The 16321-nt window shown below is 37.8% G+C and carries 15 protein-coding genes; 12 read left to right on the forward strand and 3 right to left on the reverse strand.

What is annotated here, in order from left to right; all coding sequences use genetic code 11:
- Positions 1-35 precede the first annotated feature (35 nt).
- The 3 genes from adeN to glnL form a co-directional block, all read right to left on the reverse strand.
- Positions 36-689, reverse strand: a complete 654-nt coding sequence (gene adeN, locus POD11_RS04430; RefSeq protein WP_262456546.1) for a multidrug efflux transcriptional repressor AdeN — start codon at positions 687-689, stop codon at positions 36-38.
- A gap of 265 nt (positions 690-954) precedes the next feature.
- On the reverse strand, positions 955-2448 hold the full coding sequence (gene glnG, locus POD11_RS04435) for a nitrogen regulation protein NR(I) (protein WP_016140726.1): 1494 nt from the start codon (positions 2446-2448) through the stop codon (positions 955-957).
- On the reverse strand, positions 2435-3544 hold the full coding sequence (gene glnL, locus POD11_RS04440) for a nitrogen regulation protein NR(II) (RefSeq protein WP_016140727.1): 1110 nt from the start codon (positions 3542-3544) through the stop codon (positions 2435-2437). Before glnL ends, glnG begins: the two co-directional genes overlap by 14 nt.
- Positions 3545-3885: 341 nt before the next feature.
- On the opposite strand from glnL, the gene rimO reads away from it, so the two are divergent.
- The 12 genes from rimO (at position 3886) to lpxA (ending at position 16289) form a co-directional block, all read left to right on the forward strand.
- Positions 3886-5229 carry a 30S ribosomal protein S12 methylthiotransferase RimO gene (rimO, locus tag POD11_RS04450; RefSeq protein WP_239967869.1) on the forward strand — a complete coding sequence of 448 codons (1344 nt, stop codon included), beginning with the start codon at positions 3886-3888 and terminating at the stop codon, positions 5227-5229.
- Between the two features lie 50 nt (positions 5230-5279).
- Entirely contained in the window at positions 5280-6008 is a 729-nt protein-coding gene (pyrH, locus tag POD11_RS04455; RefSeq protein ID WP_000852257.1) for a UMP kinase, read from the forward strand.
- 85 nt (positions 6009-6093) lie between these two features.
- Positions 6094-6648 carry a ribosome recycling factor gene (gene frr, locus POD11_RS04460; protein WP_016140729.1) on the forward strand — a complete coding sequence of 185 codons (555 nt, stop codon included), beginning with the start codon at positions 6094-6096 and terminating at the stop codon, positions 6646-6648.
- Positions 6649-6653: 5 nt separating this feature from the next.
- Positions 6654-7406, forward strand: a complete 753-nt coding sequence (gene uppS / locus POD11_RS04465; RefSeq protein ID WP_002115643.1) for a polyprenyl diphosphate synthase — start codon at positions 6654-6656, stop codon at positions 7404-7406.
- Positions 7406-8230 carry a phosphatidate cytidylyltransferase gene (locus POD11_RS04470; protein ID WP_016140731.1) on the forward strand — a complete coding sequence of 275 codons (825 nt, stop codon included), beginning with the start codon at positions 7406-7408 and terminating at the stop codon, positions 8228-8230. The genes uppS and POD11_RS04470 overlap by 1 nt, the downstream gene beginning before the upstream one ends.
- Positions 8231-9427 carry a 1-deoxy-D-xylulose-5-phosphate reductoisomerase gene (gene ispC, locus POD11_RS04475; protein WP_262456547.1) on the forward strand — a complete coding sequence of 399 codons (1197 nt, stop codon included), beginning with the start codon at positions 8231-8233 and terminating at the stop codon, positions 9425-9427.
- A 1-nt stretch (position 9428) separates the two neighbouring features.
- Positions 9429-10784 carry an RIP metalloprotease RseP gene (rseP, locus tag POD11_RS04480; protein WP_032053961.1) on the forward strand — a complete coding sequence of 452 codons (1356 nt, stop codon included), beginning with the start codon at positions 9429-9431 and terminating at the stop codon, positions 10782-10784.
- Between the two features lie 37 nt (positions 10785-10821).
- The gene (gene bamA, locus POD11_RS04485; protein ID WP_016140734.1) at positions 10822-13395 is read left to right on the forward strand and encodes an outer membrane protein assembly factor BamA; all 2574 of its coding nucleotides are present in this window, start codon (positions 10822-10824) and stop codon (positions 13393-13395) included.
- Between the two features lie 41 nt (positions 13396-13436).
- Positions 13437-13937 (forward strand): OmpH family outer membrane protein, encoded by a 501-nt coding sequence (locus POD11_RS04490; protein WP_014206985.1) that lies wholly within the window; start codon positions 13437-13439, stop codon positions 13935-13937.
- A 4-nt stretch (positions 13938-13941) separates the two neighbouring features.
- Entirely contained in the window at positions 13942-15012 is a 1071-nt protein-coding gene (gene lpxD, locus POD11_RS04495; RefSeq protein ID WP_239967859.1) for a UDP-3-O-(3-hydroxymyristoyl)glucosamine N-acyltransferase, read from the forward strand.
- Positions 15013-15018: 6 nt separating this feature from the next.
- Positions 15019-15504, forward strand: coding sequence for a 3-hydroxyacyl-ACP dehydratase FabZ (gene fabZ / locus POD11_RS04500; RefSeq protein ID WP_002115603.1), 486 nt, complete (start codon positions 15019-15021; stop codon positions 15502-15504).
- The gene (gene lpxA, locus POD11_RS04505) at positions 15501-16289 is read left to right on the forward strand and encodes an acyl-ACP--UDP-N-acetylglucosamine O-acyltransferase (protein WP_016140736.1); all 789 of its coding nucleotides are present in this window, start codon (positions 15501-15503) and stop codon (positions 16287-16289) included. The genes fabZ and lpxA overlap by 4 nt, the downstream gene beginning before the upstream one ends.
- Positions 16290-16321: the final 32 nt, after the last annotated feature.

Genomic DNA, 16321 nt, shown 5'->3' on the forward strand with positions numbered 1-16321 from the left:
CTACTATACTATAAGCATTTTAAAATGCAAAAGAATTAGACTTTATGATGGCCCTTTAAGAAAATATCTACACAATAATTAATATAATCAATGACTTCTTTCTCATTGGGAGGGAGTGGCATTCCCATAATCATACGCCATTCAATATCGCGTAAAATTCCAAAATACATTAGTGAAGAATAATCTGGAGATGCACAAAAAATTTCTTCAGCTTGATGAGAAAGTAGAAGTGCCTGAGCAATTGTGTTTTGTACATCTTGAGCACACTTTTCATATAAGTATTGGCTCAAAGTTGCATTGCATTGGGTTTGCTCAATAACTAGACGCAAAAAAGCGATATGTTCAGGTTGAATAATATGAGTATAAAAACGAATAAGCGTTTGAACTAAATAATCGCGTAGAGAGGTTTGTGAGGGCTGAAAAGCGATGCAAATATCTTTAAAGAACATTTCACGGCGATAGTCGCAAATTGCTGTGAATAAACCATCTTTATTGCCAAAATACTTATATATTGAAGCTTTTGAACCACCCGCATGATTCACAATGTCATCGAGTGAAACAGCATCATATCCTTTATCCAAAAACAGCTCGGTTGCGCTTAACAATAGTGCTAAACGACGTTCAATACCGCGACGTGTTTGTGGTTTATCACATACTGAGTGATGTGACTCAAGGACTGGATCATGCATATAATTTCATAACAACGGTTAACTTTGCCTATCTAGTATAGCAAAACTATCTTTAAGGATGCTTGTTGCTATTTTTTTAGGTTAACTGCTGAACAATACATGGCTAATTCAAGAAATAAACTAATAGAAAATATAAGCTTAGAGTGGGTTGTAGGTGGGTAATATGATGTAACCTTATGTTTATTTAGAATTTAATGAAAAATTGCTAATAAAAACAAAGCGGCTAAGAATGACTTAACCGCTTTGAACTTAACTCATAAGCTTTCTAGGCTTCAGTTTGAGTAATTTTATGCTCATCTTCTTCATCATCATCTGCAGAGTCCATTCCAAGTTCTTTTAACTTGCGAGTTAGGGTATTACGACCCCAACCTAATAGTTCTGCTGCGTGACGTTTGCGTCCGCGTGTTTGTTGTAATGCCGCGTTAATCAACGTGCGTTCAAACATTGGCGTAGCAATATCCAAAATTTTCATTTCACCATTCTTAAGCTTTTGAATGGCCCATTGATTGAGTAGTTCATCCCAATGGTGTAGGGAGATACGTTCAAAGGAAGGTGCCGGTTGTCCAGAGTCACTATTCTTTTGTAAGGGAACCTGTTTGAGTTCTGATGGTAAATCTTCTGGATAAACTTCACGACCAGTGATCATTACAGTTAACCAACGGCATGTATTCTCAAGTTGTCGAACGTTGCCGGGCCATGGTAACTGTTGCATATAGTCTGTGGTTTCGGTACGTAAGATTTTTGGACTTACGCCAAGTTCTTTACCTGCACGCGCAAGAAAGTGCTGAGCAAGCATTGGAATATCTTCGCTACGGTGAGCAAGTTTAGGAATGTGAATACGGATCACATTTAGGCGATGATATAAGTCTTCACGGAAGCGACCTTCATTTACCAGTTTTTCTAAATCCTGATGTGTTGCCGCTACGATTCGAACATCAACTTTAACTGGAATATGTCCACCTACACGATAAAACTCACCATCAGCGAGTACGCGCAGTAGTCGAGTTTGTGTTTCAAATGGCATGTCACCAATTTCATCAAGGAATAGTGTTCCACCATTTGCTTGTTCAAAGCGACCTTGATGTTGAGTGTTTGCACCTGTGAAAGCACCTTTTTCATGTCCAAATAACTCAGTTTCAATCAAGTCTTTTGGTATTGCTGCCATATTTAAAGCAATAAAAGGTTTGGCGCGGCGTGGGGAATGCTTGTGTAAAGCATGAGCAACTAACTCTTTACCTGTACCCGATTCACCATTAATTAAAACGGTAATATGGGATTGAGACAAACGACCGATAGCACGGAAAACTTCCTGCATTGCAGGAGATTCACCAATAATTTCTGTTGATTGAAGAGGTGAAGCTGTTTTTGTAGCTTCTTGTTGTTGTAGTTTGTTGATATGCAGAATTGCACGATTGACTAAAGCTAAAGCCTCATCAATATCAAAAGGTTTTGGTAAATACTCAAATGCACCTGTTTGATAGCTTGATACAGCTGATTCTAAGTCAGAATGTGCTGTCATAATAATGACAGGTAAATCTGGATGAGAATTTTTGACTTTAGATAAAAAAGTTAACCCATCAATTCCAGGCATTCGGATGTCAGTTAAAATGACATCGGGAGCATCATGATGCAAACGTTCCAGCGCAGTTTGAGCTTCTTCAAAATTGGTAACGTCAAATCCTTCTTCTTTAAAGGTCTTTTCCAATACCCATCGCATGGCGCGATCATCATCAATAACCCATATTTTATTTCGCGACACGGTCTGACTCCCAAGGTAAATATAAGCTAAAAATTGTTTTTCCAGGAACAGATTGGCATTCAATCATTCCGTTATGTTGATGCATAATATTCTGTGCAATACTCAGGCCAAGCCCAGTACCTTTTGCTCGTCCAGTAACCAAAGGATAAAACACAGACTCCAAAATGCTTTCTGGGATGCCTGGTCCATTGTCCTCTATATCGACTCTTACAGTAGAGCGATTGAGTACACCATTAATTGTGACAAGACGTTGTATGCGTGTGCGTAGAATTAGCTCCGGTTCATGATCTATAAAGAATGCTTTGTTTTCTGTTATAGCTTGAATTGCATTTACACTAATGTTGAGCATAACTTGAATTAATTGATCACGATCAGCATTAACATCGGGTAAAGACAAATCATAATCCCGTATGATTTTAATTTTCTTCTTTGTCTGATTAGCAATCAGTGAACGTACCCGCTCTAAAGGTTCATGTACATTAACATTTTCATAACTTGGAAGTTGTCTAGAACCCAACATGGTATCTGCCAAGTTTGTTAAGCGATCTACTTCATTGATAATGACATCTGTAAATTCCGAATAACTCTTATCGTTTAAACTTCGAGCCAGTAATTGAGTGGCACCACGAATACCTGCAAGTGGGTTTTTAATTTCATGGGCAACGCCACGTACAAGCTGCCTAGCCACTTGATGTTGTTGTACCAGATTTTCTTCTTTAGAAATCTTTAACATGCGATCAATCGGGTTGAGCTCAATCAAAAGTAATGGATGATAACTTTTACCGGTATTTAATTGAGATACTGTGTAATCAACATGAAGATCTTTAAAGTTGACATTAATAACAGCTTCTCGACGAGTATAGGGTTGACCGGTTTTTATGGTGTTTAATAATGCTTCATGTGTATTAAAAGTATCATCAGGTGCATGAAGTAGGTTTAGAACGGGCTGTCCTGAAGCTCGAAGCAAACTAATATCAAATAGTGCTTCGCAGGCAGAATTTAAATAAAAAATATTTAAGTTACTATCGATCAATAAAATCGCAGTAGTTAGGTTGTCTACCAATAGGCGATAGTCGATAGGGTTGTGTTGATCCATTAGCGAATCGTTCCTGTCTTAAAATAGCGCAATGGCATCTTCTTGGTTATCGGATTTTCACCGTTATAGAACATGAACGATGCAAAATATACGCCAACTTTGTTTATGGGTTATTTTAAAGTTTTAAGGTATTTAAAAACGCGCTGAAATCGGTCTTTATATCTATTGATCAAAACTGATGGCTTAAAAATAGATAATAACATGAACCAACTTGGTGCAAAGGTGAGTTTTGGTGCAAATGTTGGTCGTATTTTGGTGCATTACACAAAGAGTAGGCTTTCCACCTATGCTTGAGGCAAGAAAAGACATACAATACGCGCATTCAAGTGGAGCGCAGATTCATGAAGACCCCCAAAGTCGGTTTTGTTTCTTTAGGTTGTCCTAAGGCATTGGTAGATTCTGAACGAATTTTAACTCAGTTAAAGACTGAAGGTTATCAAGTTGCATCAGATTATGATGGTGCTGATTTAGTAGTTGTTAATACCTGTGGTTTTATTGAATCTGCGGTACAAGAGTCGCTAGATGCAATTGGCGAGGCCATGAATGAAAATGGTCGAGTAATCGTTACTGGATGCTTAGGTAAAGACGAAGATAAAATTCGTCAAATGCATCCAAACGTTTTAAAGGTTACTGGTGCAGCAGCTTATCAAGATGTGATGGAAGCTGTGCATGAATATGTGCCAGCACCGCCTAAACATAACCCGTTTGTTGATTTAGTTCCTGAACAAGGAATTCGTTTAACACCTAAACATTATGCTTACTTAAAAATATCTGAAGGCTGTAACCATCGTTGTACCTTCTGTATTATTCCAAGTATGCGTGGCGATCTTGTTTCTCGTCCAGTCGGAAGTGTACTGGAGGAAGCTGCTGCGCTTAAAAGAGCAGGTGTTAAAGAAATTTTGGTTATTTCTCAAGACACATCAGCTTATGGTGTAGATACCAAATATAAGCTTGATTTCTGGAATGGCCAACCTGTTAAAACAAAATTCTTTGATATGTGTGAAGCACTAGGCCAACTTGGCATCTGGGTGCGCTTACATTATGTTTATCCATATCCACATGTCGATGCAGTTATTGACTTAATGGCACAAGGTAAAATCCTGCCTTATCTTGATATTCCATTCCAACATGCAAGCCCGCGCATTCTTAAGTTAATGAAGCGTCCGGCTCACAGTGAAAATACACTAGAAAAAATTAAATTGTGGCGTGAAAAATGTCCTGAACTTGTGATTCGCTCTACATTTGTGGTGGGATTCCCTGGCGAAACTGAAGAAGATTTTCAAATATTACTCGATTGGTTAGTTGAAGCTGAACTTGATCGTGTAGGCTGCTTTACCTACTCACCAGTAGAAGGCGCTACGGCAAATGATTTACCCGATCATGTGCCTGAAGAAATTAAGCAAGAGCGTTACGAGCGCTTTATGCAAGTGCAGCAACAAATTTCTGCTGCCAAGTTGCAAAAACGTATTGGTCAAACGATGACTGTATTAGTCGATAGTTTGGAAGATGAATATCCTGTTGCTGTTGCACGTTCTTATGCGGATGCTCCGGAAATTGACGGTAATGTCTTTGTAGAAGATATCGATAAGAGCACTATTCAACCAGGCGATATGTTGGAAGTCGAAATCACCGATGCGGATGAATACGATTTATTTGCAAAGTTAATTAAAATTAAGTCGGTCTAATCGATAACGATTCAAAAAGCATTCAGTTTAAGAGGTTTTGGAGCAAACTCATGGCGGAAACAATTAGCCCCCGTTATTCACGCATTTTATTAAAACTATCTGGTGAGGCATTGTCAGGTAATAAAGATATGGGTATTGATGCCCAAGTTCTTGATCAAATGTCCCTTTCAATTGCTCACTTAGTTGGTTTGGGCGTGCAAGTGGGTATCGTTGTTGGTGGCGGTAACTTGTATCGTGGCAGTCAGTTGCAAAAAGATGGCTTAGTTGGTCGTGTTACTGGCGATCAAATGGGGATGCTTGCAACTGTAATGAACGGTTTGGCTATGCGTGATGCATTGGTTCGCCGTAATATCAGAACTCGTCTTATGTCTGCATTGCCAATTGGCACAGTTGTAGAATCTTATTCAAGTCGTGATGCGATTCGTCATTTGAGTCAGGGCGAAGTTTGTGTTTTTGTTGCTGGTACAGGAAATCCATTCTTTACAACTGATACAGCAGCATGCTTGCGCGGAATTGAAATTGAAGCGAATTTAATTCTAAAAGCAACCAAAGTAGATGGCGTATATAATAAAGATCCAAGTAAATACGAAGACGCAGTTAAATACGATCATTTAACTTTTGATCAGGTATTAGATGAAAAGCTTGGTGTTATGGATTTGACAGCTATTTGTTTATGTCGTGACCATAATGTGCCGCTACAAGTTTTTGATATGAATAAATCAGGTGCGCTATTGTCAGTAGTAATGGGTGAAAAAGAGGGTACACGCGTTACTAAATAATGTACGTGTTGTTGAAAGCTCTTTATACTAGCGCTAAATTAAATTTGTTAAATACATTCTTGAATAAATAAGTAAGGTAGATCATATGATTAACGATCTGAAAAAAGACAGCGAACAGCGTATGTTAAAAACTCTTGATTCTTTGGAACAAGGGTTTGCTAAAGTTCGTACCGGCCGTGCACACCCATCAATTTTAAATGGTGTGATGGTTCCTTACTACGGTTCTGATGTGCCTTTAAATCAAGTAGCAAACGTAGGTATTGAAGATTCTCGTACACTTGTTGTTCAACCATTTGAGCGTACTATGGTATCTGCTATTGATAAGGCAATCCGTGAAAGCGATCTTGGTTTAAACCCGATTACGGCAGATTCAATTCGTGTCCCTTTACCTGCATTAACTGAAGAAACACGTCGTGACATGCAAAAAGTTGCACGTAGTGAAGCTGAAAATGCAAAAGTTGCGATTCGTAATATTCGCCGTGATGTGTTAGGTGATATTAAAGCGTTATTGAAAGAAAAAGAAATTTCTGAAGATGATGAGCGCCGTGCAGGTGAGGATATTCAGAAAATTACAGATAAATATGTTGCAGAAGTAGACAAACGTCTTGCAGCGAAAGAAGCAGAATTGATGAAGGTCTAAATTTTATGACCGATTCAGAAGAGTATCATCTTCCTAAGCATGTTGCCATCATCATGGATGGCAACAACCGCTTTGCAAAAAAAAATCAAATGCAAAAAGGCGATGGACATCGAGAGGGTAAAAATGTTCTTGATCCTATCGTTGAACATTGTAAAAAAACGGGTATTCGTGCTTTAACGGTTTTTGCATTTTCAAGCGAAAATTGGAATCGACCACAATTTGAAGTCGATCTGCTTATGAAGCTTCTTGAAGAAACTATTCATGAGCAAATACCTCGCATGAAGAAATTCAATATTGCTTTGCGTTTTATCGGTGATCGTTCTCGATTACCTTCACACTTAGTTGCCTTAATGGAAGATGCAGAGCAACAAACAGCACATCATAACACTATGACCTTAACTATTGCCGTGAGCTATGGTGGGATGTGGGATATTGCAAATGCAGCAAAACAAGTTGCTGAAGCAGTTTCTCGTGGTGAATTTGGTGCTGATCAAATAAATGTTGATTTGTTCGAAAAATATGTCAGTCTAAACGATCTGCCAGCTGTGGACTTATTGATCCGTACAGGCGGAGATTATCGCATATCTAACTTTTTGTTATGGCAAGCAGCGTATGCGGAGCTGTATTTTACTGATACTTTATGGCCAGAATTTACAGTACAAGAATTCGATCATGCATTGAATGTTTTTTCAGGGCGTGAGCGTCGTTTTGGCAAAACATCTGAACAAATTCAGCAAGAGAAAATAGAGAACTTATAATGTTAGAGCGGATTGTTACCGCATTGGTACTTGTCGCAGTTGTTTTAGGCTGTATGTTTGCTACGCAATCACATTATCCAATGTTGGTTCTTATGATTGTAGCAGCAGGGGTTGCGGGGTATGAATGGTATAAATTAATGCCTCGTGAAACTGTAAATGCTGTAAAGCCTAAAGCTTGGTGCTACGGTCTGCTTGTTGCATTCGTTTCAGGTGTTGCCTTATTTTTCCATGATATTGCCTTATTGTTGTGGTCTGCCTCAATTTTGACTTGGCTTGTAAGCGTTTATTGGGTCAAGTCTTTTCCTGAATTTGATGGTTGGTATAACGCGACTTTGTATGTAATTGGCATAATTTTAGTCTGTGCTGCAGTAACTTCAATTTTTGTCGTGTGGCAAAGTTCACCATGGTGGTTAATGTATCTGTTCTTGCTTGTGTGGGGCGCAGATAGTGGTGCTTATTTTGTTGGTCGTAAATTTGGTAAAAGAAAGTTAGCTCCAACCGTAAGTCCGAACAAATCAGTAGAAGGGTTATATGGTGGTATTATCACCACTATATTGGTTATGTTGGTTGTGCAATATAATTATTTAAATTTAACTTTAATCCAGCAAATTCTATTTCTTATATTGTCACTCATTACAGTATTTGGTTCAGTTTTGGGTGATTTATTTGAGTCAATGATTAAACGACGTGCTGGTATAAAAGATTCTGGACGTGTGTTACCTGGTCATGGTGGTGTCTTAGATCGTATTGATTCTTTACTTGCTGCAGCCCCGATTTTTGCAACGGGAATGTATATATTAAAACTTATTGGTGTAGATTTATAAATGACACAATCTGTTTGCATATTGGGTGTAACCGGTTCCATTGGGCAAAGTACCTTAAAAATTTTAAATCAACATCCTGATAAGTATTCAGTATTTGCAGTTTCGGCTCATAGTCGAATTTCTGAATTGGTTGATATATGTAAACAATTCCAACCAAAAGTTGTAGTTGTTCCAAAGCAAAAAGTTGATGAATTAGCAGCTTTATTTGTAGAAAATGAATTACGAAATATTGAGATTTTGACTGATCAGGAAGGGTTGGTAAGTATCGCATCTCACCCTGATGTTGATGTGGTTATGGCTGCGATTGTTGGTGCAGCGGGTTTATTGCCAACATTAGCGGCTGTAAAAGCTGGTAAACGCGTTTTGCTAGCTAACAAAGAAGCTTTGGTAATGTCTGGTGAAATCATGATGCAAGCAGCACGTGATCATCAGGCATTATTATTACCTGTAGATTCAGAACATAACGCTATTTTCCAATCATTACCTCATAATTATTTAGAGGCTGAAAGAAATGGACAGCCGCAACAGGGCGTATCAAGAATCTTATTGACCGCTTCAGGTGGCCCATTTCTAAATCATTCGTTAGAACAACTAGAAAAAGTTACCCCACAGCAAGCCTGTAAGCATCCGAATTGGTCTATGGGGCAGAAAATCTCAGTTGACTCAGCTACTCTTATGAATAAAGGGTTGGAGTTAATTGAGGCATGTCATTTGTTTTCAATATCTGAACATTTTGTTACAGTTGTTGTTCATCCACAAAGTATTATTCATTCTATGGTGCAATATGTTGATGGTTCAACATTAGCGCAAATGGGTAATCCAGATATGTGTACTCCGATTGCTCATGCATTAGCATGGCCAGAGCGTTTACAGACTAGCGTTCCTGCTTTAGATTTATTTGAGTATTCTCAACTTAATTTTCAGGCACCGGATATTCAGAAATTTCCTGCACTTGACTTGGCACGACAGGCAATGCGTGCAGGAGGGTTGGCACCTACTATTTTAAATGCTGCAAATGAGATTGCTGTCGCTGCATTTTTAAAGGAACAGATTGGATTTACAAATATCCCACAAGTGGTAGAGCATACTTTGCAAAAATTGGAAAACTCAGTTGCTGATAATATCGAGTCTATTTTAAATAAAGATGAAGTAGCGCGACATGTAGCACAGCAGTATATATCAAGTATAGGAGGCTGAAATGAGCGCATTATTTATGATTGCAGCAGCAGCTCTCTTGCTCGGTCCATTAATTGCAATTCATGAGTTCGGTCATTATTGGGTGGCGCGAAAACTTGGCGTTAAGGTTTTAGTATATTCAATTGGTTTTGGTCCAACATTACTCAAATGGACATCAAAAAAATCTGGAATTAAATATCAACTTTCAGCTTTACCTTTAGGCGGTTACGTAAAAATGCTCGATGAGCGAGAAGGTAATGTTGCAGAGCAAGATTTACCTTATGCGTTTAACCGTCAAAAACCTTGGAAACGTATAGCAATTGTTGCGGCCGGACCTTTAATTAATTTGATTTTTGCTGTTTTACTTTTCTGGATTCTATTTTTACCAGCACAAGAACAACTAAATACGAGAGTAGGTAAAGTTATACCAAACTCGCCAGCAGCAACTGCCCAACTGCAAGTAGGTGACAAGATTATCGCTGTTGACGGAAAGGAAACGCAAACTTGGGAAAAACTTAACTTTGCTTTGATTGACCGTGTGGGTGAAACTGGTAGCCTAAATCTTGATGTAGATCGTGCAGGAGCTGAAAAAAATATTGTTTTGCCGATTAAAGATTTTTTAAAAAATCAGAATGAGTCAGCTTTAGATGTATTAGGCTTTTTACCATATCGTCCTGTTATTCCAGCTGTTGTAACTGAGTTGACTGCAGATGGAGCAGCAATTCGACAAGGAATGAAAGTCGGTGATCGTATTGTATCTATTAATGGTCAAGCGATGAAAGACTGGTTTGATGTGGTAGAAGTTGTACAACACTCACCAGAAAAATTGCTCAGTATTGATGTGTTGCGTAATGGTCAACTCGTTCATTTGCAAGTCATGCCTCAAGGAAAGCGTGACAACATGGGACAAGTGAGCGGGGTTTTAGGCGTAAAAAGTGATGCAGGAAAAATTACAATTCCTGACGAATATAAGCAAACAATTCAATATACTCCAATACAAGCTTTCGAGATGTCGTTAGATAAGACTGGCCAAATCTCTAGCATGATATTGAGTTCGATAGTAAAAATGGTTAAGGGTTTAATTGGTTTAGAGAATCTTTCTGGACCAATTACAATCGCGAAAGTAGCGGGACAAAGTGCAGAAATGGGATGGCAGACTTTCATCTCATTTATGGCTTTAATGAGTGTAAGTCTTGGAATTTTAAATTTATTGCCAATTCCAATGCTAGATGGTGGACATCTTGTTTATTACATTATTGAGGCTATTCGCGGTAAGCCTGTTTCTGAACAAATACAAATGTTTGGTCTAAAAATTGGTATGGTACTGCTCGGTAGTATGATGCTTTTAGCTTTATTTAACGATTTTATGCGTTTGTAAACGTATATGGATTTATAACTTACTGGAAAAAACTGGCATGCGGCACACACATTTTTTAATGCCTTTGGCACTTGTTAGCGCTATGGCAGCGGTACAACAAGCATATGCAGCTGATGATTTCGTTGTTCGAGATATTCGTATAGATGGATTGGTTCGTCTTACTCCTGCAAATGTTTCTACCATGTTGCCAATCAACAGTGGCGATCGCGTTAATGAACCGATGATCGCAGAAGCAATTCGAACATTGTATGCCACTGGACTTTTTGACGATATTAAAGCCTCAAGAGACAACGACACTTTAGTTTTTAATGTCGTAGAGCGCCCAATTATTTCAAAACTCGAATTTAAGGGTAACAAACTTATTCCTAAAGAGGCTTTAGAGCAAGGCCTCAAAAAAATGGGCATTGCTGAAGGCGAAGTTTTTAAGAAGTCAGCTTTACAAACAATTGAAACTGAATTAGAGCAGCAATATACTCAGCAAGGCCGTTATGATGCTGATGTAACTATTGATACTATTGCTCGTCCAAATAACCGTGTTGAACTTAAATTAAATTTTAATGAAGGTACGGCAGCTAAAGTTTTTAATATTAATATCATTGGTAATACTGTTTTTAAAGACAGTGAAATTAAACAAGCTTTCGCAGTTAAAGAAAGTGGCTGGGCTTCAGTTGTAACTCGTAATGACCGTTATGCTAGAGAGAAAATGGCAGCAAGTCTTGAAGCTTTGCGTGCGATGTATCTGAATAAAGGTTATATCAATTTTCATATCAATAACTCACAGCTTAATATTAGTGAAGATAAAAAGAATATCTTTATTGAAGTTGCTGTAGAGGAAGGTAGTCAGTTCAAATTTGGTCAAACCAAGTTTTTAGGTGATGCACTTTATAAACCTGAAGAACTGCAAGCTTTAAAAATTTATAAAGATGGCGATACTTATTCACAAGAAAAAGTAAATGCTGTTAAGCAATTGTTATTGCGTAAATATGGTAATGCTGGTTATTACTTTGCTGATGTGAACGTTGTTCCGCAAATTAATAATGAAACGGGTGTTGTTGACTTAAATTACTATGTAAACCCAGGTCAGCAAGTTACTGTACGTCGTATTAATTTTACAGGTAACAGTAAAACTGCCGATGAAGTATTGCGTCGTGAAATGCGTCAAATGGAAGGCGCTTTAGCGAGTAATGAAAAAATTGATTTATCTAAAGTACGTTTAGAGCGTACAGGATTCTTCAAAACAGTTGATATTAAACCAGCTCGTATCCCGAATTCACCGGATCAGGTGGACTTAAACGTAAATGTTGAAGAACAACACTCGGGAACTACAACCTTAGCTGTAGGTTACTCACAAAGTGGTGGTATCACGTTCCAAGCCGGTTTAAGTCAAACTAACTTTATGGGAACAGGTAACCGCGTTTCGATCGATTTATCTCGTTCTGAAACTCAAGATTACTATAACTTAAGTGTAACTGATCCTTACTTTACGATTGATGGGGTAAGCCGCGGCTATAATGTTTATTACCGTAAAACAAAGTTAAATGATGACTATAACGTTAATAACTATGTTACCGATAGTTTTGGTGGTAGTTTAAGTTTTGGTTATCCAATTGATGAAAATCAAAGTTTAAGTGCTTCGGTTGGTATTGATAACACCAAAGTAACTACGGGTGCGTTTGTATCAACTTATGTGCGTGATTACTTATTAAAAAATGGTGGAAAGTCAACTGGTAAGGGGGAGTTCTGTTCAGGAAATTATAAGTCTCAAGCTGATATTGATAAAGCAAATGGAGTCGCGCCTCCAACTACTAAGCCAGAAGGTTATGATCTTGCTACTAAATGTGTAGATTCGAAGAATAATGAGTTAGGTCTTACCAGTTATGACAATGCTTTTGAGGGTGAGTTCTTTACTTATAACCTGAATTTAGGTTGGTCATATAATACCTTAAATAGACCAATTTTCCCAACTTCTGGGATGTCACATCGAGTTGGCCTTGAAATTGGTTTGCCTGGTAGTGATGTTGAATACCAAAAAGTAACGTATGATGCTCAGGCATTCTGGCCAATTAGTAATTCAGGCTTTGTATTACGTGGTTATGGTAAGCTTGGCTATGGTAATGATTTGCCGTTCTATAAAAACTTCTATGCGGGTGGTTACGGTTCTGTTCGTGGTTATGATAACAGTACCTTGGGTCCTAAGTATGCCAGTGTAAATTTACAAGAAGAAGGTAAAAATGATTCTTCTCCAGAAGAAGTCGGTGGTAATGCTTTAGTTCAATTTGGTACAGAGCTTGCTTTACCGTTACCTTTCAAAGGAGATTGGACTCGTCAGGTGCGTCCAGTTCTTTTTGCTGAAGGTGGTCAGGTATTTGATACTAAGTGTGACGTTGGTTCCTATTCTATGCGTATGAATGGCCAAGAAATTCCAAATGCTAAAAAATACTGTGAAGATAATTATGGTTTTGATTTAGGCAATATGCGTTATAGCGTAGGTGTAGGCTTCACATGGATTACCATGATTGGGCCATTATCTCTTAGCTATGCATTCCCGTTAAATGATAAGCCTGGTGATGAAACTAAAGAGATTCAGTTTGAAATCGGTCGTACTTTCTAAGTACGACTTGACTAAACAATCAAATAAGGACACAAATTAAGATGAAAAAATTAAATATATTAATGTTAGGGTTAGGCCTTACAGTTTCTGCTATGACGAATGCCGCTGGTTATGGCGTGATTGATCTTGCTAAAGTTGTTGAAAGCAGTACTTATTTAAAACAACAAAATGCAAGTTTAAATCAATCCGTTAAACCAACGACTACTCGCCTTGAGCAGTTGGGTAAAGAGCTAGAAGGTCTTCAGCGTCAAGCCCAAACTCAAGGGCAAAAAATGAAAGAAGATGATATTAAAAAGCTTCAAACTCAATATCAGTCAAAATTAAATGAATTTAATTCAACTCAACAAGGGTTGCAGTCTAAAGTTCAAACTAGTTTGCAAGGAATGAACTCAACTTTTGAGAGCCGTGTGAAGCAAGCTGCTGAACAATTACGAAAAGAAAATAATCTTGACTTCATTTTGAATAAAAATTCGACCGTTGCCTATGACGCTAAATATGATTTAACTGATAAAATGATACAAAAGGTTAATTCAATGAAATAAATTAATGAAAGTGCAACATTATCGTTTAGATGAACTAGCTCACCTAGTTAATGGTGAGTTAGTTGGTACGGGTAATCTCCAATTTATAAACTTAGCAAGTTTAGAAAATGCTGAACCTTGTCATATTACTTTCGTGAATGGCGAAAAGTATATTGATCAAGCAAAAGCTAGCCGTGCGGGTGCGTACATTGTTACAAACTCAATTAAAGAACGGCTTACTGATAAACAAAATTTTATTATTGTTGATAATCCTTATTTAGCTTTTGCCATCCTTACCCATGCTTTTGATAAAAAGATCACATCAATAGGTATTGAAAGTACTGCTCAAATTCATCCATCTGCAATTATTTCTGAAAATGCATATATTGGCCATTATGTTGTAATTGGTGAAAATTGTGTAGTAGGAGATAACACGATTATTCAGTCTCATACTCGTCTGGATGATAATGTGGAAATTGGAAAGGATTGTTTTATTGATTCTCATGTCACTATTACCGGTGGAGCTAAATTACTTGACCGCGTTCGAGTTCATGCAAGTACCGTAATTGGTAGTGAAGGTTTCGGCTTTGCACCATATCAAGGTAAATGGAATCGTATTGCACAATTAGGTTCAGTTATTATTGGTAATGATGTCCGCATTGGTTCAAATTGTAGTATTGATCGGGGTGCTTTAGATAATACAATTTTGGAAGATGGGGTAATTATTGATAACCTTGTGCAAATTGCACATAACGTTCATATTGGTTCAAATACTGCTATTGCTGCTAAATGTGGAATTGCAGGAAGCACTAAAATTGGCAAAAACTGTATTCTTGCAGGCGCCTGTGGTGTGTCTGGTCACCTTTCAATCACTGATAATGTGACTTTAACAGGAATGTCAATGGTCACAAAAAATATTTCTGAAGCTGGTACCTATTCTTCAGGAATTGGATTATTTGAAAATAGTCATTGGAAAAAGACGATTGTACGCTTGCGACAATTAGCAGATGTGCCATTGACCCAAATCACTAAACGACTTGATCATATACAAGCTCAAATAGAGTCTCTTGAATCAACTTTTAATTTGCGTAAATAGAATATTATGACCGAGTCAACTACACCTAAATTTGCCATCCCTGAATTACCAATGCAGATTCAAACGATTCGTCAATATTTGCCGCATCGTTACCCATTCTTATTGGTTGATCGTGTGACTGAAGTAACTGACAACAGTATTGTTGGTTATAAAAATGTTTCTATCAATGAAGAGTTCTTGCAAGGACATTTCCCTGAATATCCAATTATGCCGGGTGTATTAATTGTAGAAGCATTAGCTCAAGTTTCAGGCGTTCTAGGTTTCATTATGAACAATGAGACGCCAAAACCAGGTTCTTTATTCCTCTTTGCTGGTGCAGAAAAGGTTAGATTTAAAAAACAAGTAGTTGCGGGCGACCAACTTGTATTAAAATCTGAATTAGTAATGCAAAAACGCGGTATCTACAAATATAACTGTACGGCTACCGTTGACGGTATTGTAGCAACAACCGCTGAAATTATGATTTCACACCAAAAAACAGAGCAGGCATGAGCAATCACGATTTAATTCATTCTACGGCCATTATTGATCCATCTGCAGTGATTGCCCCAGATGTCCAAATAGGACCTTATTGTATTATTGGTCCAAATGTGACAATTGGTGCTGGTACTAAATTACATTCACATGTTGTAGTGGGTGGTTTTACCAAAATTGGTCAAAATAATGAGATTTTTCAATTCGCAAGTGTTGGTGAAGTTTGCCAAGACTTGAAATACCAAGGGGAAGAAACTTGGTTAGAGATTGGAGATCATAATTTAATTCGTGAGCATTGCAGTTTACATAGAGGAACTGTACAAGATAATGCTTTAACTAAAATAGGTAGTCATAACTTATTGATGGTTAATACGCATATTGCACATGATTGTGTTGTTGGTGATCATAATATTTTCGCAAATAATGTCGGTGTTGCTGGACACGTACATATTGGTGATCATGTCATTATTGGTGGTAATTCTGGGATTCATCAATTCTGTAAAATTGATTCTTACAGTATGGTTGGGGGAGCATCTTTAATCTTAAAAGATGTGCCGGCTTATGTTATGGCGTCTGGTAATCCAGCACATGCATTTGGTATCAATATTGAGGGTATGCGCCGAAAGGGTTGGTCTAAAAATACAATTCAAGGTCTTAGAGAGGCTTATAAATTGATTTTTAAATCTGGCCTGACATCTGTTCAAGCGGTTGAGCAGATTAAAAATGATATCCTTCCGAATGTTCCAGAAGCTCAATTGTTAATTGACTCTGTTGAACAGTCAGAACGTGGTATTGTGCGTTAAGCCAAGATATCATAAAAAAGACACCGCAATAA

Origin of the sequence: Acinetobacter sp. P1(2023) (assembly GCF_028367635.1) — a bacterium.
Classification (GTDB): domain Bacteria; phylum Pseudomonadota; class Gammaproteobacteria; order Pseudomonadales; family Moraxellaceae; genus Acinetobacter; species Acinetobacter pittii_E.

Bases quoted from the DNA above. Each gene is read 5' to 3' on its own strand.
- adeN (WP_262456546.1), bottom strand. From the start codon at position 689: ATGCATGATCCAGTCCTTGAGTCACATCACTCAGTATGTGATAAACCA.
- glnL (WP_016140727.1), bottom strand. From the start codon at position 3,544: ATGGATCAACACAACCCTATCGACTATCGCCTATTGGTAGACAACCTA.
- rimO (WP_239967869.1), top strand. From the start codon at position 3,886: ATGAAGACCCCCAAAGTCGGTTTTGTTTCTTTAGGTTGTCCTAAGGCA.
- pyrH (WP_000852257.1), top strand. From the start codon at position 5,280: ATGGCGGAAACAATTAGCCCCCGTTATTCACGCATTTTATTAAAACTA.
- frr (WP_016140729.1), top strand. From the start codon at position 6,094: ATGATTAACGATCTGAAAAAAGACAGCGAACAGCGTATGTTAAAAACT.
- uppS (WP_002115643.1), top strand. From the start codon at position 6,654: ATGACCGATTCAGAAGAGTATCATCTTCCTAAGCATGTTGCCATCATC.
- POD11_RS04470 (WP_016140731.1), top strand. From the start codon at position 7,406: ATGTTAGAGCGGATTGTTACCGCATTGGTACTTGTCGCAGTTGTTTTA.
- ispC (WP_262456547.1), top strand. From the start codon at position 8,231: ATGACACAATCTGTTTGCATATTGGGTGTAACCGGTTCCATTGGGCAA.
- rseP (WP_032053961.1), top strand. From the start codon at position 9,429: ATGAGCGCATTATTTATGATTGCAGCAGCAGCTCTCTTGCTCGGTCCA.
- bamA (WP_016140734.1), top strand. From the start codon at position 10,822: ATGCGGCACACACATTTTTTAATGCCTTTGGCACTTGTTAGCGCTATG.
- POD11_RS04490 (WP_014206985.1), top strand. From the start codon at position 13,437: ATGAAAAAATTAAATATATTAATGTTAGGGTTAGGCCTTACAGTTTCT.
- lpxD (WP_239967859.1), top strand. From the start codon at position 13,942: ATGAAAGTGCAACATTATCGTTTAGATGAACTAGCTCACCTAGTTAAT.
- fabZ (WP_002115603.1), top strand. From the start codon at position 15,019: ATGACCGAGTCAACTACACCTAAATTTGCCATCCCTGAATTACCAATG.
- lpxA (WP_016140736.1), top strand. From the start codon at position 15,501: ATGAGCAATCACGATTTAATTCATTCTACGGCCATTATTGATCCATCT.